We start from the raw sequence: 20,182 nt of genomic DNA, 5'->3' as shown, positions 1-20,182 counted from the left end.
CTACGCCTCCTCTTCCTTCGTGTCGTTCTTGCGGTTGAACTCGATCTCGACACGCGCCTTGGCGACGTCCGTGAAGGCGATGCGGCGGGCGGTGGCCTTGCGGCCCTTCACGCCCGGGACCTCCAGGTCGAGGCCCTCGTCGTCCACGCCGAGGATGCGGGCGATCAGCTCGCCGCCCTCGGCCAGCTGGAACTTCACGAGGCGGCCTTCGGCCCGTACGTAGTGGCGGTGCTCGGTCAGCGGGCGGTCCGCGCCCGGGGAGCTGACTTCGAGGTTGTACTCGCCCTCGCCCATCGCGTCGGTTTCGTCGAGCAGGTCGGAGATCTCACGGCTCAGCTCGGCACACAGGTCCAGATCCAGGCCCTCGTCGGAGTCCACGATGATCCGGAGCATCCGCCGCTTCCCCGCCCGGGACACCTCGATGTCCTCGAGGTCCAGGTGCTTCGCGGCGACAAGCGGTTCCAGCAGTCCGCGCAGCCTGTCGCTCTGGGTGGTGCTCATCCGGGTGACTCCTCGGCCGCGTGTGCTGTTGTGGTTTCCGTCGCGTGTCAGGTCAAAGGGTATCCGGTCCCGGGGGGTGTTGCCGTCCGCCCCGGGGGCGGCGCCCCCGGGTACGGTGATCACCTGCCTGCCGCCCGTCACCACGAGGACCCCACGTGCCGCTCACCCTGCCTTCCCGGAGAAGCCTGCTCGCCGGTACCGCCGCCGGTGCGGCGGCCGCGCTGCTGACCGGCTGTACGGACGACGGCGGGACCACCCGGGCGGAGCAGCGGGCCCGGTCCCTCGAACTGCGGCTGCGGGAGGCGGCCGTCCGCGACAGCCGGGGACTGCTGGCCCGGTACGAGGCCGCCGCCGCGGCCCACCCCTCCCTGGCGGGCCGGCTCGCCCCGCTGCGGGCCGCGGTGGCCGCCCACGCCCGCGCGCTGGCCCCGGCCGGTGCCCGGACCCCGTCCGCCGCCCCGGCGGCGTCCGGGGCCTCCGCGGCAGCCGCCTCCGGAGCGTCCGCGCCGGCCGGCACCCCGGCCGCCGCTCCCCCGGTCCCGGCCTCCCCGCAGGCCGCCCTCGGGGCCCTCGCCGACGCCGAGCGCAGCCTGTCCGCGGCCCGCGGCGCCGCCCTCGCCGGGGCGCCCGGGGAGCTGGCCCGGCTGCTGGCCTCGGTCGCCGCCGCCGGAGCCGTCCACGCCTACCTCCTCGGCGGACGGGCCGAGCCGGCCCCGGCCCCCGCCCCCGAGTCCGCCCCGGCCGCCGCGGAGGGCGGCGCCGCCCTCCCCGCCGTGCAGGCGGCCCTGGCCGCCGAGCACGCGGCCGTCTACGGCTACGGGGTGGTGGGCGCCCGCACCGCCGAGGACCGCCGCCCCGAAGCCCGGCAGGCGTACGCCGCGCACCTTTCCCGGCGCGACTCCCTCACCCGTGCGGTGCGCTCCCTGGGCGGTGCGCCCCGGCCCGCGGAGGCGGCGTACGCCCTGCCCGCGCCGGTGCGCACGCCCGCGGACGCGACCGCGCTGGCCGCCGGGATCGAGGACCGGATCGCCGGGGTGTACTCCGATCTGGTGCGGGCCGCGCAGGGCCCGCTGCGCCGCTCCGCCTCCGACGCGATGCGCGAGGCGGCCGTGCGGTCGGCACGCTGGCGCGGTGTCGGCGTAGCCTTCCCTGGGCTCGCGGAACGATCGGAACGAGCCGACAAAAGCTGAGAAAAGCTGAAAGGGACCTTGCACGCATGGCTTTCGAACCGCCGGAGCGGCTTGTACGGGCGCTCGGCGAGATGCCCGGGGCCCCTGGAGAGCGCACCGCCGAGTGGCTGGCCGCCCTGCCCGCCCTGACCGAGCAGGCGCTGGAGCGGCGCGCGCTGACGGCCCAGCGGGTCCAGGCCCCCGGGGGCCGCAGCAGCCTGGTGGTGCTGGTCCGGTACGCCGACGGCACGCCCGCCACCCTCAAGCTCGCCCCGCCCTGCGCCGCCCCGGACCGGGAGCTGGCCGCGCTGGCGCACTGGGCGGGCTTCGGCGCCGTACGGGTCCTCGACACCCGCCACCGGGACGGGGCGCTGCTGCTGGAGCGGCTCCAGCCGGAGGTCTCGCTGCGCTCGCTGCCCGAGGCGAAGGCGCTGCTGGAGGCCTCGGGCACGATCCGCCGGCTGTGGGTGCGGCCCCCGCAGGCGCACCCGTTCGAGACGGTGGCCGAGCGCACCGGCCGGGAGGCGGAGCGGCTGCGGCAGGCTCCGGAGGCGCTGCGGCCGCTGGCCTCGGCGGCGCTGGCGGCCCGGGAGGAGCTGGTGGCCGGGTCCGGCGAGGAACTGCTGCTGCACGGCGCCTTCCGGCAGGGGAAGGTGCTGGCGGGCGAGCGGGCGCCGTGGCTGGCGGTGGGCCCGGACCCGCTGGTGGGCGAGCGGGCGTACGACCTGGCGCGACTGGTGCGCGACCGGCTGGACGACCAGGTCGCGGCCACGACGGGGGCCGCCGGGGTGCGGCGCCGGGTGGGCCGGCTGGCCGAGTCCCTGGACGTGGACCCGGTGCGGCTGCGGGGCTGGACCCTGTACCGGGCCGTGGAGTCGGGGCTGCGCGCGGTGGCCGCCGGGCGCCGGCGCGAGGCCGAACTGCTGCTGGAGTTCGCGGCCTGGCTGTAGGCGCCCCGGGTGCCGCGGGCCGCCGCGGCCCGGCGGGCATACCGTGGAGGTAGGCACGCCTGGCAGGGGGCCGTCATGGTCGAGGAACTGCTGACAGCGGCGGTGGCCGGGGCCACCGGCATCGCGGTGTATGTCGGAGCGGCCGCCCGGGTGGTGAAGCAGTACGAGCGGGGCGTGGTCTTCCGCTTCGGCCGGCTGCGGGAGGGGGTCCGGCCCCCGGGGTTCACGATGGTGGTGCCGGGCGTGGACCGGCTGCGCAAGGTGAACATGCAGATCGTGACCCTGCCGGTGCCGGCGCAGGAGGGCATCACCCGGGACAACGTGACGGTGCGGGTGGACGCGGTCGTGTACTTCAAGGTCATCGACCCGGCGAACGCGATCATCGAGGTGGAGGACTACCGCTTCGCGGTCTCCCAGATGGCCCAGACCTCGCTGCGGTCGATCATCGGCAAGAGCGACCTGGACGACCTGCTCTCCAACCGGGAGAAGCTCAACCAGGGCCTGGAGCTCATGATCGACAGCCCGGCCGTGGGCTGGGGGGTGCAGATCGACCGGGTGGAGATCAAGGACGTGTCCCTGCCGGAGACCATGAAGCGCTCGATGGCACGGCAGGCGGAGGCGGACCGGGAGCGGCGGGCCCGGGTGATCAACGCGGACGCGGAGCTCCAGGCCTCGCGGAAGCTGGCCGAGGCGGCCGCGGTGATGTCCGACCAGCCCGCGGCGCTCCAGCTGCGGCTGCTGCAGACGGTGGTGGCGGTGGCGGCGGAGAAGAACTCCACGCTGGTGCTGCCGTTCCCGGTGGAGCTGCTGCGCTTCCTGGAGCGGGCGGCCCAGCAGCAGGGGCAGCCGGATCCGACCGCGGCGCGGCCCGCGGCGCCCCCGCCCACGGCCCCCGCTGCGGACGCCGGACCGGGGATCAGTCCTGCGGACGGCGGCGCAGCGGCAGCGGAGCGCCCATGACGGCGTACGGCTGGGCGGCGCTCGGGAAGTGCACCCGGCGGGCAAGGTCGGTGTAGCCGAGCGAGCGGTAGAGCCCGCGGGCCGGGCTCTCGATGTCGATGGCGGAGAGGATCGAGCGGGGCCGGCCGGACCCGTCCGTGATCCGGGTGATCAGCGCGCGGCCCACCCCGCGGCCCTGGAAGCCGGGGTGCACGTGCAGTTCGGTGATCACGAAGGAGTCGTCGAGCCAGTCCTCGTGCCCGCAGGCGCGCAGGTACGGCTCGACCACGCCGGACCACCAGTGGGACCGGTCGTTGGGCATGCCGTAGACGAACCCGACGAGGGCCCCGTCCTCGGCGTGGGCCCCGAGCGCGCGGGCGCCGGGGCAGGTCATGTGGCGCTGCACGATGTACCGGCGGATGGCGATCTCGTCCTCCGTCAGGCCGAAGGCCAGGGCCTGGACTTCGAGGGCCTCGTCGACCCGCGCGGCCAGGTCCAGCGGCCCGATCGCGACTCCGGCGGGGAGGCGGGGGGTGCCCCCGGGTGCATGCGGCATGCCGTGACCTTACTTCGCCGGTTGCGGCGCCGGTATCGGAAAGTGCGGGCCCGGCCGGGCGCGGCGGGAGCGCCGGGAGGGGCGGCGCACGGAGCTCAGAAGAGCACGCTCATGAAGGCGCCGACCTCGCGGAAGCCGACGCGGCGGTACGCGGCGCGGGCGGCGGTGTTGTAGTCGTTGACGTAGAGGCTGACCACCGGGGCCACGTCGCGCAGCGCGTAGTCGACGACGGCCGCCATGCCGGTCTCGGAGTGGCCCCGGCCGCGGAACTCGGGGTCCACCCAGACCCCCTGGATCTGGCAGGCCCGGGCGGTGGCGGCGCCGATCTCGGCCTTGAAGACCACCTTGCCGTCCTCGAAGCGGGCGAAGGAGCGGCCGGTGCCGACGAGTTCCGCCACCCGCGCCTGGTAGAGCAGCCCGCCGTCGCCGGCGAGCGGGGAGACGCCGACCTCCTCCGTGAACATGGCCACGCAGGCGGGCATGATCAGGTCCATCTCGTTCTTGCGGACCCGGCGGACCAGCGGGTCGGGGGCCACCTCGGCGGAGGACTCCTCGGTGACCATCAGCGGCTGGCAGCCGCGGACCTCGCGGGCCGGGCCCCAGCTGGGCTCCAGGAGCCGCCACAGCCGGGCCGTGGCTTCGGCGGGCCCGACGATGGAGGAGCAGCGGCGGCCGGTGCGCCGGGCCCGGTCGGCGAAGGCGCGTACGGCCTCGGGGGTGGCGCAGACGGGGACCAGGTTGGCCCCGGCGTAGCAGAGCGAGAGCAGCTCGCCGTTCGCGTACCAGCCCCACATCTCGCCGCCCAGGCGCCACGGGTCGAGCCCGGCCACCTGGACCCGCGAGGTGACGAAGGCGTTCGCGACGGGATCGCGGTCCAGCACCTCGAGCGCGGCGTCGAGATCGCTGGGCTCGAGGACCCGGGTGGTGGTCTGCGTCAACACTGTCGGGGCCTCACCATGCAAGTCTGCTGATCTCCGCACTGTACCCGGCGACACGCCGGAGCGCCGCCCCGCCCTGAGCCGGGAAACGCGCCGGCCCCGTCCGCGAGCTGCGCGAACGGGGCCGGCGGGGTGCCGGAAGCCGGCCGGGCGGCCGGCGGCGGATCAGCCCGCGACGGAGACCTGCGGCTCGCCGCTGGGGATGCCGTCCTTCTCCATCTGCTCGGCGATCTTCATCGCCTCTTCGATGAGGGTCTCCACGATCTTGGACTCGGGCACGGTCTTGATGACCTCGCCCTTGACGAAGATCTGGCCCTTGCCGTTGCCGGAGGCCACGCCGAGGTCCGCCTCGCGGGCCTCGCCGGGGCCGTTGACGACACAGCCCATGACGGCGACGCGCAGCGGGACCTCCATGCCCTCCAGGCCCGCGGTGACCTCCTCGGCCAGCTTGTAGACGTCGACCTGGGCGCGTCCGCAGGACGGGCAGGAGACGATCTCCAGGCGGCGCTGGCGCAGGTTGAGCGACTCCAGGATCTGGATGCCGACCTTGATCTCCTCGGCCGGCGGGGCGGAGAGGGAGACGCGGATGGTGTCGCCGATGCCCTGGGAGAGGAGGGCGCCGAAGGCCACGGCGGACTTGATGGTGCCCTGGAAGGCGGGGCCGGCCTCGGTGACGCCGAGGTGCAGCGGGTAGTCGCACTGCGCGGCGAGCTGGCGGTAGGCCTCGACCATCACGACCGGGTCGTTGTGCTTGACCGAGATCTTGATGTCACGGAAGTCGTGCTCCTCGAAGAGGGAGGCCTCCCACAGCGCGGACTCGACCAGCGCCTCGGGGGTGGCCTTGCCGTACTTCTTCAGCAGGCGGGCGTCGAGGGAGCCGGCGTTGACGCCGATGCGGATCGGGGTGCCCGCGTCCTTGGCGGCGCGCGCGATCTCCTTGACCTTGTCGTCGAACTGCTTGATGTTGCCCGGGTTCACGCGGACGGCGGCGCAGCCCGCGTCGATCGCGGCGAAGACGTACTTCGGCTGGAAGTGGATGTCGGCGATGACCGGGATCTGCGACTTCTTCGCGATGACCGCGAGGGCGTCGGCGTCGTCCTGGGTCGGGCAGGCCACCCGGACGATCTGGCAGCCGGAGGCGGTCAGCTCGGCGATCTGCTGCAGGGTGGCGCCGATGTCCGAGGTCCGCGTGGTGGTCATGGACTGCACCGAAACGGGTGCGTCGCCGCCGACGGCCACGGAACCGACCTGAATCTTGCGGCTGACCCGACGGTCGGCGAGCTTCGTCGGCACGGCGGGCATTCCGAGAGAAATCGCAGTCATCTGCTGTGCAACCCCAAGGTGTGGATCAAGGTCCCGATATCGGCGGGCTCCAGCCTTCGAGATTACGCCAATCAGCGCCCGCCCCGTGCAGCCCCCCGCCCGGGCCACCCGAACGCAGGGGGCCGGGCACGAAGCGTGCCCGGCCCCCGGCCCGACGGTGTATGCGCCCGTCCGGACTACGAGATCTTGATCGGGTTGACCACGTCCGCGACCATCACCAGCACCGTGAAGCAGACGAACACGCCGGCCACGACGTACGCGACGGGCATCAGCTTCGCCACGTCGAAGGGGCCCGGGTCGGGGCGGCGGAACAGCCGGGCGGTGTGCCGGCGCACCGACTCCCACAGGGCGCCCGCGATGTGCCCGCCGTCCAGCGGGAGCAGCGGCAGCATGTTGAACAGGAACAGCGACAGGTTGAAGCCGGCCAGCAGCTTCAGGAAGAACTCCAGCTGGTACTGCGGCGGGATGTCGAGGCTGAAGATCTCCCCGCTGACGCGGGCCGCGCCGACGATGCCCATCGGGGAGTCCTGCTCGCGCTCGGCCCCGTTGAAGGCGGCGTCCCACAGGGCGGGCACCTTGCCGGGCAGGGCGACCAGCGAGTCCACGCCCGCCTGGAACATCTCCCCCATCTGGTCGACGGCCTGTCCGAAGGACTGGTCGACGTACCCGACGGCCGGGGCGAAGCCGAGGAATCCGGCGGTGACGTACTGGTCCTTGACGTAGCGGCCGCTGCCGTCGGTCTTGGCGACCTTGTTCTCGATCAGGTTCGCGTGCAGGTCCAGGCGCTGCCCGGCCCGCTCGACCGTGATGGTGGCGGGGCCGATGGTGCTGCGGATGTCCTTCTGGAGCGAGGACCAGTCCTCCACCGCGCGCCCGTTGAAGGCGACGATCTTGTCCCCGGCCTTGAGCCCGGCGGCCTTGGCGGGGGCCTCGCGGTCCTTCGCGGTGCACTCGGTGCGCTTCTCGCTCTGCTGGATCACGCAGGCGGAGACGGAGCTGACGGTGGTGGTCTGGGTGTTGAGGCCGAAGGTCATCAGCACCCCGATGAAGATCACCACGGCCAGGACCAGGTTCATGAACGGTCCGGCGAACATGACGATGACGCGCTTCCACGGCTTGCGCGTGTAGAAGAGCCGCTGCTCGTCACCCGGCTGGAGCTCCTCGTACGCCGCCGAGCGGGCGTCCTCGATCATCGTGCGGAACGGGGAGGTGGAGCGGACGGTGACCTTGCCGTCCTCGCCGGGCGGGAACATCCCGATCATGCGGATGTAGCCGCCCATCGGGATGGCCTTGATCCCGTACTCGGTCTCGCCCTTCTTCCGCGACCATATGGTCGGGCCGAAGCCCACCATGTACTGCGGCACCCGGATCCCGAACATCTTGGCCGTGGACAGGTGCCCCAGCTCGTGCCAGGCGATGGAGACGAGCAGGCCGATCGCGAAGACGACGATCCCGAGGACCGTCATGAGAAGGGTCATGCGCGCGCCTCCACTGCGGCCTTCGCCGCCAGCTCCCTGGCCCGGGCCCGGGCCCAGGTCTCCGCTTCGAGGACGTCCGCGAGGGTGAGCGAAGTTCCCGTACGCGGAATCCCGTGGTCTTCGACCACTGCGGTGACCGTATCCGTGATTGCTGTGAACGGCAGCCGACCGGCGAGGAAGGCGTCCACGCATTCCTCGTTCGCCGCATTGAAGACGGCGGGGGCGGTGCCGCCGAGCGCGCCCACGTGCCGGGCCAGGCCCACGGACGGGAAGGCCTCGGTGTCCAGGGGGAAGAACTCCCAGGTGGAGGCCTTGCTCCAGTCGAAGGCGGGGGCCGCGTCCGGGACCCGCTCGGGCCAGCCGATGCCGAGGGCGATGGGGCCGCGCATGTCGGGCGGGGTCGCCTGGGCCAGCGTGGAGCCGTCCGTGAACTCGACCATGGAGTGGACGTACGACTGGGGGTGGACCACCACCTCGATCCGCTCGAAGGGGATGTCGTAGAGGAGGTGCGCCTCGATCACCTCCAGGCCCTTGTTGACGAGGGTGGCCGAGTTCACGGTGATCACCGGGCCCATCGCCCAGGTCGGGTGGGCGAGCGCGTCCTCGACGGTGACCTGCGCCAGCTCGGCGCGGGTGCGGCCGCGGAACGGGCCGCCGGAGGCGGTGACCACGAGCTTGCGGACGTCGGCGCGGGTGCCCGCGGCGAGGGCCTGGAAGAGGGCCGCGTGCTCGGAGTCCACCGGAATGATCTGGCCGGGCTTGGCCAGGGCCTTCACCAGCGGGCCGCCGACGATCAGCGACTCCTTGTTGGCGAGGGCGAGGGTCCGCCCGGCTTCCAGGGCCGCCAGGGTGGGCGCGAGGCCGATGGAACCGGTGATGCCGTTGAGGACGGTGTGGCACTCGGAGGCGGCGAGCTCGGCGGCCGCTCCGGGCCCGGCGAGGATCTCGGGCAGCGGCTCGCCGGCGTACTGCGCGGCGAGGGCCTCGCGCAGGGCCGGCACGGCCGCCTCGTCGGCCACGGCCACCGTGGCGACGCGCAGCAGGCGGGCCTGCTCGGCGAGCAGGCCCACCCGGCCGCCGGCCGCGGACAGACCGGTCACCCGGAAGCGGTCGGGGTTGCGCAGGACCAGGTCCACGGCCTGGGTCCCGATGGACCCGGTGGAGCCGAGGACCACGATGTCCCGGCGGCCGTCCGCGGCGTCGAAGAGGAGGTGCGGGTCGGCGAGGGGGGCTGGGCTGTCGCTCATCCCCCCATTGTTGCCGGTGCCCGCACTCCTCGTGACCGGGCCTCCCCGGGTTCAGCGGATCGGGCGGTGGACGTTCTTGTGGCGGGACGGGCCGGGGGTGGCGTCGGCGATCCACGGGCCCTCGCCCGAGGGGTCGATGACGCCCTGTTCGAGCCAGGCGTACGTGCCCGACAGCACCCCGTCGACCACCTTGCGGTCGAGGTCGTCGGTGTTCGCCCAGAGCCGCCCGAAGAGCTCCTCCACCCGCAGCCGGGACTGCCGGCAGAAGGCGTCCGCGAGCTGGTAGGCCTCCCGGCCGTGGTCCCCGGAGGCCCGCAGGTGCTCGGCCCGCACGCAGGCCGCGCTCATCGCGAACAGCTCGGCCCCGATGTCCACGATCCGGCCGAGGAAGCCCTGCTTGGTCTCCATGCGGCCCTGCCAGCGGGACATCGCGTAGAAGGTGGAGCGGGCGAGCCGGCGGGAGCTGCGCTCGACGTAGCGCAGGTGCGGGGAGAGGTCGGTGTGCCCGCGCGGGTGGAACTCGCGGAAGGTGCCGGGCAGCTGCCCGGGGCCGGCGGCCAGCTTCGGCAGCCAGCGGGCGTAGAAGCCCGCGGCCCGGGCCCCCGCCTTCGCCTTGTCCCCCAGGTCCTTGTCCGGGTCGATGAGGTCCCCGGCCACCGAGAGGTGCGCGTCCACGGCCTCGCGGGCGATCAGCAGGTGCATGATCTCGGTGGAGCCCTCGAAGATCCGGTTGATGCGCAGGTCGCGGAGCATCTGCTCGGCAGGTACGGCCCGCTCCCCGCGGGCGGCGAGGGACTCGGCGGTCTCGAAGCCCCGGCCGCCGCGGATCTGGACCAGTTCGTCGGCCATCAGGCAGGCCATCTCGCTGCCGTAGAGCTTGGCGAGGGCGGCCTCGATCCGGATGTCGTTGCGGTCCTCGTCGGCCATCTGGGAGGCGAGGTCCACGACGGCTTCGAGGGCGAAGGTGGTGGCGGCGATGAAGGAGATCTTCGCGCCCACGGCCTCGTGCTTCGCGACCGGGCGCCCCCACTGCTCGCGGGCCCCGGACCACTCCCGGGCGATCTTCAGGCACCACTTGCCGGCGCCCACGCACATCGCGGGCAGCGAGAGCCGGCCCGTGTTGAGGGTGGTGAGGGCGATCTTGAGGCCGGCCCCCTCGGGGCCGATGCGGTGGCCGGCGGGCACCCGGACCCCGTGGAAGCGGGTGACCCCGTTCTCCAGCCCGCGCAGGCCCATGAAGGAGTTGCGGTGCTCGACGGTGATCCCGGGCGAGTCCGCCTCGACCACGAAGGCGGTGATGCCGCCCTTGTGGCCCTCGCTGCGCGGCACCCGGGCCATCACGACGAGCAGGTCGGCGACCACCCCGTTGGTGGTCCACAGCTTCACGCCGTCCAGTACGTACGCGTCCTCGCCGTCGGGGACGGCGGTGGTGGCCAGGCGGGCCGGGTCGGAGCCCACGTCCGGCTCGGTGAGCAGGAACGCGCTGATGTCGGTGGTGGCGCAGCGGGGCAGGAAGGCGTCCTTCTGCTCCTGGGTCCCGAAGATCTTCAGGGGCTGCGGCACCCCGATGGACTGGTGGGCGGAGAGCAGCGCGCCGATGGCGGGGCTGGCGGAGCCGACCAGGGCCAGGGCCTTGTTGTAGTAGACCTGGGTGAGGCCGAGACCGCCGTACTTGGGGTCGATCTTCATGCCGAGGGCGCCGAGCTCCTTGAGCCCGCGGACGGTCTCGTCGGGGATGCGGGCCTCGCGCTCGATGCGGGCGCCGTCGATCTCCTGCTCGCAGAAGTCGCGCAGCCGGGCGAGGAAGGCCTCGCCGCGCCGGACGTCCTCGTCGGCGGGGAGCGGGTGGGGGTGGATCAGGTCCAGCCGGAACCGGCCGAGGAACAGCTCCTTGGCGAAGCTGGGTTTGCGCCAGTCCTGTTCCCGGGCCGCTTCCGCGACCTGCCGCGCTTCGCGTTCGGTCACCTTGGGCTGTGCGGGCTGTGTTGCGGACATGAGGGGACTCACCTCGCCGCCGAAGTCGGATGACTTACCGGATCGCCGGATTACCGGCTGGTGCTACCTGTGAGTCGTACCCGTTCTGCCCGCCCGGGAAAAGGGGGACGGCCGGAGCCCCCGCACAGTAGGCTCCGGCCGTCGGCCATGTGGACGTACGAGATCAGAGGTCGAGGCCGGTCAGGACCAGGACTCGCTCGTACGTGTAGTCGTCCATCGCGTAGCGGACGCCCTCGCGGCCCACGCCGGACTGCTTGGCGCCGCCGTACGGCATCTGGTCGGCGCGGTAGGACGGTGCGTCGCCGATGATCACGCCGCCGACCTCCAGCTCGCGGTGGGCGCGGAAGGCCGTCTGGACGTCGTGGGTGAACACGCCGGCCTGGAGGCCGAACTTGGAGTCGTTGACCTTGGCGAAGGCCTCGTCCGTGTTCTCGACCTTGTGGAGGGTCAGGACCGGTCCGAAGACCTCCTCGCAGGCGAGGGTCACGCCGTCGGGCAGGTCGGCGAGGACGGTCGGCTCGTACGAGGCGCCCTCGCGCTTGCCGCCCGCGAGGAGCTTGGCCCCGGCGGAGACGGCCTCGTCCACCCAGGACTCGACGCGCTTGGCGGCGTCCTCGGAGACGAGCGGGCCGACGTCGGTGGCGTCGTCGGACGGGTCGCCGGTGACCTGGGCCTGGACCTTGGCGACGACCTTCTCGGCGAGGCGGTCGTAGACCGAGGCGTCGGCGATCACGCGCTGCACGGAGATGCAGGACTGGCCGGCCTGGTAGTTCGAGAAGGTCGCGATGCGAGTGGCGGCCCAGTCGAGGTCGGCCTCGGAGGCCCAGTCGCCGAGGACCACGGCCGCGGCGTTGCCGCCGAGCTCCAGGGTGCAGTGCTTGTGGGGCACCGACTGCTGGATGGCGTAGCCGACGGTGTCGGAGCCGGTGAAGGAGATGACGGGCAGGCGGTCGTCCTGGACCAGGGCCGGCATCTTGGCGTTGGCGACCGGGAGCACGGACCAGGAGCCGGCCGGCAGGTCGGTCTCGGCGAGCAGCTCGCCGAGGATGAGGCCGGACAGCGGGGTGGCGGGGGCCGGCTTCAGGATGATCGGCGCACCGACGGCGATGGCCGGGGCCACCTTGTGGGCGCACAGGTTCAGCGGGAAGTTGAACGGGGCGATGCCGAGGACCGGGCCCTTGACGAAGCGGCGGACCAGCGCGAGGCGGCCGTTGCCGCCGGCGTCGGTGTCGAGGCGCTGGGCCTCGCCGCCGTTGAAGCGGCGGGCCTCCTCGGCGGCGAAGCGGAACACGGACACCGCACGGCCGACCTCGCCGCGCGCCCACTTGATGGGCTTGCCGTTCTCGGCGGAGATCAGCTGGGCGATCTCCTCGGTGCGCTCGGCCAGGCGCTTGGACACGTGGTCCAGGGCGGCGGCGCGCACGTGGGCGGGGGTCGCGGAGAATTCCGCCGTCACGGCGTGCGCCGCGGCCACGGCCTCTTCGACCTGGGCGTCGGTGGGCACGCTGACGGTGCCGACGAGACGGCCGTCCCACGGGTTGTGGACGTCGAAGCTGTCCTCGCCGGTGGCCTGGCGGCCGGCGAGCCAGAAGGCGTGGGTGGAAGTCATGCGAATCCCGGCCCTTCGGATCTGTGCGGTGGGGTTCCTGTCCCTCCCACCGTAGGGGGATCCGCCGTTTTCGGCGCTTGTCCGCTCTGGAGCACCCTGCGGGGCGCCCGCTCCGGTTTGTCACTGTCCGGGCGGGCGCCTTGATGAGCTAAGTGCCGCTCCCGCCGGGTGCGGCCGGCCCCGTGGCCGCGGCGGCGGGGGCGGAGGCCGGGAGGGGGGTGCTGGTGGCCTTCAGGGCGAGCCACAGCTCCATGCGGACGTCCGGGTCGTCGAGGGAGCGGCCGAGGATCTCCTCCACGCGCCGCATCCGGTAGCGCAGGGTGTGGCGGTGGACCCCGAGGTCGGCGGCGGCGGCGTCCCACTGGCCGTGCCGGGAGAGCCAGGCGTGCAGGGAGGCGACGAGGTCCCCGCGGCCCTTCTCGTCGTGCTCGCGCAGGGCGCGCAGGGTGCCGTCGGCGAAGGCCCGTACGGCCTCGTCGGCGAGCAGCGGCAGCACCGAGCCGGCCGCCAGCTCCTCGTGCTCCACGAGCTTGCGGCCGCGCCGGCGGGCCACCGCGAGCGCCTGGTCGGCCTGGGTGAAGGCCTCGGGGGCGGTCTCGGGGCGGGCGGGGGCGGACAGGCCGACGACCAGGTCCTCCTGGGGGCCGTTGGCCGGGTCGGCGCCTTCGAGGGATTCGGTGTGGTCCACGCAGGCCTGGACGGCGGCCCCGCCGTCGGCGGCGAGCACCACGAGCCGGCCGGCGGCGGGTTCGGGGACCACGAGCACGGGCTCGCCGGCCCGGGCGGCGGCCGATTCGACCGCGTCGGCGAGCAGGGCGAGGGGCTCGGGGGTGGTGGACTGGGCGAGGACCAGCCGGAAGGGGCCGTCCAGGAGCCCGCCGTGCAGGGCGGCGGCCACCGGCCGGGCGTGCTCGTGCTGCCCTTCGAGGAGCATGTGGAGCACGGCCGCGGCGAGCCGGGCCTCGGCGTCGTGCAGGGACCGGGAGCGCTCGGTGGTGAGGGTGAGCAGGGCCACCGCGGAGTGCACCGCGTACCGCTCGGCCGTGCCCAGGGGGGCGCCGGTGCCGACCGCGAGGGCGCCGCGGGCGCGCCGGCCGGTGCCGAGGGACTGGAGCTCGACCCGGTCCTCGGTCCCGCCGACCACGGCGCTGGCGGGGGCGGGCCGCTCGCGCAGCCGCTCCACGTCGGCGGTGAGCCGGGCGGCGCGGCGGGCCGCCCACTCGGGGGCCGCCGCGACCACCATCCCGGAGGCGTCGTAGAGGGCCGCCCAGCCCTGGACGTGGGCGGCGAGCCGGCTCAGGAGCTCGGTGGGCCCGTCGGCGGACAGGGCGGCCCGGGTCAGCTCGCGCTGGGCTTCGAAGCCCGCGGTCACGGCCCGGTACTGGTCGGCGGCCAGGGCGGCGGAGACGGCCTTGCTGATGGCGAGGAAGGGGGTGCGCCGGGGCACCTCCAGGAGCGGCAGGTCCTCGGCGCGGGCCGCGTCGAGGAGGGCCTGCGGGATGTCCTCGTAGTTCACGCCCACCGCGAAGCCGATCCCGACCACCCCGGCGGCGGCGAGCCGGCGGACGTAGCGGCGCATCTCCTCGGGGTTCCCGGCGTCCAGCTTCATCGCGGTGATCAGCAGGAGCTCCCCGCCCTCCATGTAGGGGACGGGGTCGGCCAGCTCGCTGACGTGGGCCCAGCGGACGGGGGTGTCCAGCCGGTCCTCCCCCGCCCGGACGCGCAGCTTGAGCGCCGAGTGCTGGACGAGCGAGGCGAGGGTGAGCGGCATCGGTACCGGCGCTTTCGGCAGGAGGTGGCGGCAGGGCGGGAGCTACGGGCTTTTCGCCGTGGCGTATGAACTCCGTAGCTCGATTCTGCCACCTCGTAAGGGTGGGGGCCTCAGCCGTCCAGATCCACGAGCAGCGGGGCCGTGCGCTCCCCGCGCACCGAGGTCAGCGAGAGCACGGCGTGGCCGGCGGGCACGGCGTGCGCGAGCTCCGAGGCGGACCAGCGCTCGCGCTCGACCTGGCGCACGGTGACCGCGTCGGTGGTGACGGCCTTGCCGGTGACCAGCTTGCGGAAGGAGTTGACCATGCGGGTCAGCGGCTGGTCGGCGTACACGGTCCGGCTGGTGACGTCGCGGGTCTCCACCCACTCGGTGCCCCAGGCCTCGGCGAACCGCTTGCCGTCCCAGGTCGTGACCCCGGAGAAGGCCATCCGGCAGCCGACCGCCCCGAGCAGCGGGGTGCGCAGCTGCTCCGGTACGTCGTCCAGGGTGCGCAGCGGCAGGACCACGCCCGCGTGGGCGGAGCGCAGCCGCTGCACGGCGCGGACGGTCTCGGCGGTGAGGGTGTGCGCCGCGTCGTCGAGGACCAGGCAGGCGAACAGGGAGCGGTCGGTGCGGGCGGCGGCGCTCGCGGCGAACTGGGCGAGGAGCAGCCGGGCCAGCATCCGGGAGGCCTCGGCGTGCCCGCGTTCGGGCAGGTCGATGCGGACCCGCAGCGGGTGTTCCAGGGCGCGCAGGGAGAACGGGCGGCCGCGGCCCGAGGTGTCGAAGAACCCGGCGAAGGCGGGGCGGTCGAGCAGGGCGACCCGGTCGGCGAGGAGGGCGGCGGGGTCGCCGGCGGCCCCGGCCTGCCGCTCGCGGGCGTCGAGCTCGCGCAGCATGGCGTGCGCCCCGGCCCGCTCCAGGGCGGCCCGCAGGGCGGCGTGCGCGGCCGGGCCGCCGTCGAGGAGCTCGCGCAGCTCGGGGACGGCGGGGAAGCGGCCGTGGGCGGCGCGGAAGGGGCCGAGCAGCTGGGCGAGCACGGTGGCGGCCCGGCGGGTGCCCTCGCCCGGGGCGTCTCCGGCCAGGCCTTCGGCGAGCAGGGCGGCGGCCTCGTCGGGGTCGGTGGTGCCGCCGTACAGGTCGAGGTCGTAGACGGAGCCGGGGTCCCCGATGCGGACGACCACGTCGTACGCCTCGTCGGGGCCGAGCGGGGTGCCGGCGGCGGCCACCGCGACCACCGCGGCCTGCCCGGCCAGGGCCTGGAGGGCGAGGGACTCCACCACGGGCCGCACCAGGTGCCGGGTCTTGCCGGCGCCGGAGGGGCCGACGGCGAGCAGGGAGGTGCCCAGGACCTCGGGGTCGAGGGCCAGGCCGGTGCCGCGGCGCGGGTAGGGGTTGCGCACGCCGGGGTCGGCGGCGCCGATGCGCACCTGCCGGACGGCGAGGTCGTGGCGGGCGGCGCGGACCGGCAGGTCGCGGGCGGTGGAGGGGTGCACGCAGGCGGCGGCCCCCCGGTCGCGGACGGCCTCGGTGAAGGCGCGCAGCCGGGTGGGGTCGGCCTGTACGGACTGCCAGGCGCGGCGGATGCGGACGTAGTCCACGTCGTTCATGCGGCCGGAGCCGGTCTCGGCGGCGAGCCGGTCGGCTTCCGCACCGAGTCCGGCGGCGCGCAGCTCGGGCCAGTCGGCGGGGTCGGCGGGCGCGGCGGGGGCGGCCGCCGGCCCGGTTCCGACGGCGGCCGGGCCGCCGGCCGGGGCGGCTGCCTTCCGGCGCAGGGCGGCGCGCAGCGGCGCCGCCAGGCCGGCCAGCCAGAGGAAGGGGAGGGCCAGGAGCACCTGGACGACGAGCTCGGCCCGCTCGATCAGCTCCTGGTTGTACTGCATGACGGTCTGCATCTCGGCCGCCGTGCCGGGCCGGGTGTAGTCGAAGGGCAGGAACCCGTAGGCGACCTGGTTCAGGGGCAGGGTGCCGGCCCGGACCATGGCGTAGACCGCGGTCGCGGCCACGAGGGCGAAGGCCGCCCGGGCGGCGGTGCCGCGGGCGGCGACCAGCCGCCGGAAGGCCTCGGGCCAGCTGCCGAGCCGCCCGAAGCCGTAGAGGAGGCCGCCGGTGATCAGGAGCTCGTAGACGGCGAGGGCGGTCAGGCCGCCGGTGGCCTTGGCGGGGGCGCCGGTGGCGGTCCACCACTCGCCGGGGGTGAACAGCCGCAGCGGCAGGTCCCAGTGCGGGATGTAGTGGTTGTGGACGAGCGACCACACCAGGACGCAGGTGAGGAAGGAGATCGCGGCCCCGCTGAGCAGCGCCCGGACGGGAGTGAGCTGGACCTCCCGGTCGGGTCGCGGGACGTGCCCGTACCGCCAGACGCCCGGCTCGGCCTCGGGGCGCGGCACCCGCAGCCAGTCGGCGAGGGAGGGGCCCGCGCCGGGGGCGTGGGCGGGCCGGGGCGGCAGCGCGGGCGGCGGCCCGGCCGGGCGGGGTACCTCCGCGCGCCGGACTGCGTCGTACGTGCCTTCGGTGTCCATGAACCCCTGCCCCCTGCCCGCGATCCCTTGCTGCGCCGCTCAATCTAGCCGCCGGGCGCGGCCGCGGTGCGGGACCCGCGCACGAGCCGCCGTGCGGTGCCCGGGCACGGGCGGCCGCGCACTCCCTATGGCCGCAGCGGACAAGGACACGCGGACACCACTCCCTGATGGAGCATGCCTCGGGCCCCCGGCCGGGCCTAGCCTGCGGACAAAGAACAAGTGCGTCCGAAACCCCCCAGGAGCCCCCATGAGCGCTGTCCCGCAGGAGCGTCGCATCGTCACCGCGATTCCCGGCCCGAAGTCGCAGGAGCTGCAGGCCCGTCGCCTGAACACGGTGGCCGGCGGCGTGGGCTCCGTGCTCCCCGTCTTCACGGCCCGCGCGGACGGCGGCATCATCGAGGACATCGACGGCAACCGCCTGATCGACTTCGGCTCCGGCATCGCCGTGACCTCCGTCGGCGCCTCCGCCGAGGCCGTGGTGCGCCGCGCCTCCGCCCAGCTGGCCGACTTCACCCACACCTGCTTCATGGTGACCCCGTACGAGGGCTACGTGGAGGTCTGCGAGGCCCTGGCCGAGCTGACCCCGGGTGACCACGCGAAGAAGTCGGCGCTGTTCAACTCCGGCGCCGAGGCCGTCGAGAACGCCGTCAAGATCGCCCGCGCGTACACCAAGCGCCAGGCCGTCGTCGTCTTCGACCACGGCTACCACGGCCGCACCAACCTGACCATGGCGCTGACGGCGAAGAACATGCCGTACAAGCACGGCTTCGGCCCGTTCGCCCCCGAGGTCTACCGGGTGCCGGTGGCCTACGGCTACCGCTGGCCCACCGGCCCGGAGAACTGCGGCCCCGAGGCCGCCGCCCAGGCCATCGACCAGATCACCAAGCAGGTCGGCGCCGAGAACGTCGCCGCGATCATCATCGAGCCGGTCCTCGGCGAGGGCGGCTTCATCGAGCCGGCCAAGGGCTTCCTGCCGGCGATCGTGAAGTTCGCCAACGACAACGGCATCGTCTTCGTGGCCGACGAGATCCAGTCCGGCTTCTGCCGCACCGGCCAGTGGTTCGCGTGTGAGGACGAGGGCATCGTCCCGGACCTGATCACCACCGCCAAGGGCATCGCGGGCGGTCTGCCGCTCGCCGCCGTCACCGGCCGCGCCGAGATCATGGACGCCCCGCACGCGGGCGGCCTCGGCGGCACCTACGGCGGCAACCCGGTGGCCTGCGCCGGTGCGCTCGGCTCCATCGAGACCATGAAGGAGCTCGACCTCAACGCCAAGGCGAAGAAGATCGAGGCCATCATGAAGGCCCGTCTGACGGCCATGCAGGAGAAGCACGAGATCATCGGCGACATCCGCGGCCGCGGCGCCATGATCGCCATCGAGCTCGTGAAGGACCCGGCCGCCAAGACCCCGAACCCGGAGGCCGCGGCCGCGCTCGCCAAGTACTGCCACGCGGAGGGCGTCCTCGTCCTCACCTGCGGCACGTACGGCAACGTGCTCCGCTTCCTGCCCCCGATCGTCATCGGCGAGGACCTGCTGAACGAGGGCCTGGACGTCATCGAGGCCGCGCTCGCGGCCATCTGATCGAACGTCTGGAACGGTTGTCCGGACGCCATCGGGCGGTACCGCCGGTAACCGGCGGGCGCTGTGAAGATGGTGTGGGGGGCCGATGGCGGGTGCGCGTTCCCGCTGTCGGTCCCCTTTCCACTGCCGTACGGTTTCTGCAGATGAGTGAAACAACTCGCCCGCAGGGCACTGCGGGCGACACCGGCACCGGGCTTCCCCAGCTCCGTACCGGACGTGCGCTCGCGCACACTCCTCACCGATCGGACGGCCGTCCGCCCCACACCCCCCGGGGCGCACGGCAGACCGGTCCGGCCGGCCGTCCCGGAACCATCCCCCCTGTTCCGGGACGGCCGGCCCACCTCCTCCTCGCGGTGCTCGCCGCTCTGGCCCTCTTCGCCCTGACGACCTGGCAGGTCCTGGTCTCGGGCCCGCTGCTCGGCCCGGACGAGCGCCTCAGCCGCGCCCTGGTGCGCACCGTGCCGGACGCGGTGACCGAGCGGCTCGCGGACCTCGGCAACGTGCCGGTCGCGGTGCCCGTCCTGGCCCTGGCGATGGCGTACGCGGCCTGGCGCGGGCGGGGCCTCGGGCACGGCGTGCGGGCCCCGCTGGCCGCCGGGCTGGCGATGGCCCTGGTCCCGGCGGTGATCGTGCCGCTGAAGGAGTGGACGGGGCGGCCGGGTCCGCTGGAGCCGTGGGCCGCCGGCTACTACCCGTCGGGGCACACGGCCACGGCGGCGGTCGCGTACGTCGGTGCGGCGCTGCTCGTACGGCCGTACGTCCGCCGGGCCTGGCCCCTCCCCGCCGCCCTCCTCCTCACGGCCGCCACCGCGGTGGGCCTGGTCCTGCGCGGCTTCCACTGGCCCCTGGACGTCCTGGCCAGCCTCCTCCTCGGCGGGATCCTGCTCTCCCCCCTCCCGGGGCTCCGCCCCGGACCCCGCGCCTCACCCGCCGGCGAGGCTTGATTCGCCGCCGGCATCCAGCCGCCGGGCACGGAGTCCCGGCCGGGGCGCGGCCCCGTTACAGGGGGTCGTCGGCGGACCGGGCCGCCGCTTCGTGCATCGCCAGTTCCAGCAGGACCGGATCGGTCAGGAGGCCGGAGCCGTCCGGGGGGACCACCCAGTGGACCCCGCCCGCCCCGCGCGCCGGGTGCGGCACCGCGATCCACGTCCCGGTCCCGGCCGCCCGGACCCCCGTGCCCAGCCACCGCGCCGCCGTCCCCGCCGGGACGAAGAAGCCCAGCCGGTCCTCCCCGAAGTCCGCGAGCACCGGCCCGTGCCGGACCACCAGCCGGGTCAGCACCTCGAACGCGGGCCGCGCCAGCTCCCCCGGCAGGATCAGCACGTCCCAGCGCCGCCCGGCGGGCAGCAGGGCCACCCCCAGCGGGTTGCGCTCCCACTCCCAGCGGCAGGCGTCCGGATCCGGCGCCGCCGCAGCCAGCCATTCCACCGCGCTCCTGGCCCCCGCTGTGTTCATCTCCCGGTCTCCTTGCTCGTAGAGGCAGTCCTACGGGCGAGAGCGCGCCGGGCCGGGAACGTGACGCGGGTTGGGACGGCGTCCGGTGGTGCGGGGGATCGCGGACGCGCCGGGGTGGTGCGCCCCGCGGACGGGGGCGCACCACCCTGGATGATCGGATCAGCTGTC

The 20,182-nt window shown here is 74.3% G+C and carries 16 protein-coding genes; 5 read left to right on the top strand and 11 right to left on the bottom strand.

Features of this window, described 5'->3' with window-relative positions; genetic code table 11:
- The gene (gene rimP / locus ACZ407_RS26845; protein ID WP_468132531.1) at nucleotides 1-501 is read right to left on the bottom strand and encodes a ribosome maturation factor RimP; all 501 of its coding nucleotides are present in this window, start codon (nucleotides 499-501) and stop codon (nucleotides 1-3) included.
- A gap of 773 nt (nucleotides 502-1,274) precedes the next feature.
- On the opposite strand from rimP, the gene ACZ407_RS26840 reads away from it, so the two are divergent.
- The 3 genes from ACZ407_RS26840 to ACZ407_RS26830 all read left to right on the top strand — a co-directional run bounded on the left by ACZ407_RS26840 (nucleotide 1,275) and on the right by ACZ407_RS26830 (nucleotide 3,580).
- Nucleotides 1,275-1,691: a ferritin-like domain-containing protein gene (locus ACZ407_RS26840; RefSeq protein WP_468132603.1), complete on the top strand. Its 417-nt coding sequence runs from the start codon at nucleotides 1,275-1,277 to the stop codon at nucleotides 1,689-1,691.
- Between the two features lie 26 nt (nucleotides 1,692-1,717).
- Nucleotides 1,718-2,620, top strand: coding sequence for an aminoglycoside phosphotransferase family protein (locus ACZ407_RS26835; protein ID WP_468132529.1), 903 nt, complete (start codon nucleotides 1,718-1,720; stop codon nucleotides 2,618-2,620).
- Between the two features lie 75 nt (nucleotides 2,621-2,695).
- A complete protein-coding gene (locus ACZ407_RS26830) occupies nucleotides 2,696-3,580 on the top strand; it encodes a slipin family protein (protein WP_468132527.1) in 885 nt (294 codons plus the stop codon).
- Here ACZ407_RS26830 and ACZ407_RS26825 read toward each other — a convergent pair.
- The 9 genes from ACZ407_RS26825 to ACZ407_RS26785 form a co-directional block, all read right to left on the bottom strand.
- Entirely contained in the window at nucleotides 3,537-4,115 is a 579-nt protein-coding gene (locus tag ACZ407_RS26825) for a GNAT family N-acetyltransferase (RefSeq protein ID WP_468132525.1), read from the bottom strand. The two genes, ACZ407_RS26830 and ACZ407_RS26825, sit on opposite strands and share 44 nt — an antisense overlap.
- 95 nt (nucleotides 4,116-4,210) lie before the next feature.
- On the bottom strand, nucleotides 4,211-5,053 hold the full coding sequence (locus tag ACZ407_RS26820) for a GNAT family N-acetyltransferase (protein ID WP_468132601.1): 843 nt from the start codon (nucleotides 5,051-5,053) through the stop codon (nucleotides 4,211-4,213).
- A 165-nt stretch (nucleotides 5,054-5,218) separates the two neighbouring features.
- Complete coding sequence (gene ispG, locus ACZ407_RS26815; RefSeq protein ID WP_468132523.1) at nucleotides 5,219-6,376, bottom strand: flavodoxin-dependent (E)-4-hydroxy-3-methylbut-2-enyl-diphosphate synthase; 1,158 nt, start codon at nucleotides 6,374-6,376, stop codon at nucleotides 5,219-5,221.
- A gap of 176 nt (nucleotides 6,377-6,552) precedes the next feature.
- Nucleotides 6,553-7,854 carry a M50 family metallopeptidase gene (locus tag ACZ407_RS26810; RefSeq protein WP_468132521.1) on the bottom strand — a complete coding sequence of 434 codons (1,302 nt, stop codon included), beginning with the start codon at nucleotides 7,852-7,854 and terminating at the stop codon, nucleotides 6,553-6,555.
- Nucleotides 7,851-9,101: a 1-deoxy-D-xylulose-5-phosphate reductoisomerase gene (gene dxr, locus ACZ407_RS26805; RefSeq protein WP_468132519.1), complete on the bottom strand. Its 1,251-nt coding sequence runs from the start codon at nucleotides 9,099-9,101 to the stop codon at nucleotides 7,851-7,853. The genes ACZ407_RS26810 and dxr overlap by 4 nt, the downstream gene beginning before the upstream one ends.
- Nucleotides 9,102-9,152: 51 nt before the next feature.
- Nucleotides 9,153-11,096 (bottom strand): acyl-CoA dehydrogenase family protein, encoded by a 1,944-nt coding sequence (locus tag ACZ407_RS26800; RefSeq protein WP_468132517.1) that lies wholly within the window; start codon nucleotides 11,094-11,096, stop codon nucleotides 9,153-9,155.
- Between the two features lie 163 nt (nucleotides 11,097-11,259).
- A complete protein-coding gene (locus ACZ407_RS26795; RefSeq protein WP_468132515.1) occupies nucleotides 11,260-12,705 on the bottom strand; it encodes an aldehyde dehydrogenase family protein in 1,446 nt (481 codons plus the stop codon).
- 148 nt (nucleotides 12,706-12,853) lie between these two features.
- Nucleotides 12,854-14,476, bottom strand: coding sequence for a PucR family transcriptional regulator (locus tag ACZ407_RS26790; protein WP_468132513.1), 1,623 nt, complete (start codon nucleotides 14,474-14,476; stop codon nucleotides 12,854-12,856).
- Nucleotides 14,477-14,586: 110 nt separating this feature from the next.
- A complete protein-coding gene (locus ACZ407_RS26785) occupies nucleotides 14,587-16,977 on the bottom strand; it encodes an ATP/GTP-binding protein (protein WP_468132511.1) in 2,391 nt (796 codons plus the stop codon).
- 247 nt (nucleotides 16,978-17,224) lie between these two features.
- Between ACZ407_RS26785 and gabT the strand changes: the two genes are divergently transcribed.
- Together gabT and ACZ407_RS26775 are read left to right on the top strand one after the other, a co-directional pair.
- Nucleotides 17,225-18,559, top strand: a complete 1,335-nt coding sequence (gene gabT, locus ACZ407_RS26780; RefSeq protein ID WP_468132509.1) for a 4-aminobutyrate--2-oxoglutarate transaminase — start codon at nucleotides 17,225-17,227, stop codon at nucleotides 18,557-18,559.
- Nucleotides 18,560-18,702: 143 nt separating this feature from the next.
- Entirely contained in the window at nucleotides 18,703-19,503 is an 801-nt protein-coding gene (locus tag ACZ407_RS26775; protein ID WP_468132507.1) for a phosphatase PAP2 family protein, read from the top strand.
- Nucleotides 19,504-19,558: 55 nt separating this feature from the next.
- On the opposite strand, the gene ACZ407_RS26770 is transcribed toward ACZ407_RS26775, so the two are convergent.
- Nucleotides 19,559-20,014: a hypothetical protein gene (locus tag ACZ407_RS26770; protein ID WP_468132505.1), complete on the bottom strand. Its 456-nt coding sequence runs from the start codon at nucleotides 20,012-20,014 to the stop codon at nucleotides 19,559-19,561.
- Nucleotides 20,015-20,182: the final 168 nt, after the last annotated feature.

The organism is Streptomyces sp. NPDC030809, assembly GCF_055572195.1.
The sequence above is the reverse complement of the archived record's forward strand: the minus strand, read 5'-3'. Positions and strand labels throughout refer to the sequence as shown.

Coding starts and splice junctions, on each gene's coding strand:
- rimP (WP_468132531.1), bottom strand. CDS start 501: ATGAGCACCACCCAGAGCGACAGGCTGCGCGGACTGCTGGAACCGCTT.
- ACZ407_RS26835 (WP_468132529.1), top strand. CDS start 1,718: ATGGCTTTCGAACCGCCGGAGCGGCTTGTACGGGCGCTCGGCGAGATG.
- ACZ407_RS26830 (WP_468132527.1), top strand. CDS start 2,696: ATGGTCGAGGAACTGCTGACAGCGGCGGTGGCCGGGGCCACCGGCATC.
- ACZ407_RS26825 (WP_468132525.1), bottom strand. CDS start 4,115: ATGCCGCATGCACCCGGGGGCACCCCCCGCCTCCCCGCCGGAGTCGCG.
- ispG (WP_468132523.1), bottom strand. CDS start 6,376: ATGACTGCGATTTCTCTCGGAATGCCCGCCGTGCCGACGAAGCTCGCC.
- ACZ407_RS26810 (WP_468132521.1), bottom strand. CDS start 7,854: ATGACCCTTCTCATGACGGTCCTCGGGATCGTCGTCTTCGCGATCGGC.
- dxr (WP_468132519.1), bottom strand. CDS start 9,101: ATGAGCGACAGCCCAGCCCCCCTCGCCGACCCGCACCTCCTCTTCGAC.
- ACZ407_RS26800 (WP_468132517.1), bottom strand. CDS start 11,096: ATGTCCGCAACACAGCCCGCACAGCCCAAGGTGACCGAACGCGAAGCG.
- ACZ407_RS26795 (WP_468132515.1), bottom strand. CDS start 12,705: ATGACTTCCACCCACGCCTTCTGGCTCGCCGGCCGCCAGGCCACCGGC.
- ACZ407_RS26790 (WP_468132513.1), bottom strand. CDS start 14,476: ATGCCGCTCACCCTCGCCTCGCTCGTCCAGCACTCGGCGCTCAAGCTG.
- ACZ407_RS26785 (WP_468132511.1), bottom strand. CDS start 16,977: ATGGACACCGAAGGCACGTACGACGCAGTCCGGCGCGCGGAGGTACCC.
- gabT (WP_468132509.1), top strand. CDS start 17,225: ATGAGCGCTGTCCCGCAGGAGCGTCGCATCGTCACCGCGATTCCCGGC.
- ACZ407_RS26775 (WP_468132507.1), top strand. CDS start 18,703: ATGAGTGAAACAACTCGCCCGCAGGGCACTGCGGGCGACACCGGCACC.
- ACZ407_RS26770 (WP_468132505.1), bottom strand. CDS start 20,014: ATGAACACAGCGGGGGCCAGGAGCGCGGTGGAATGGCTGGCTGCGGCG.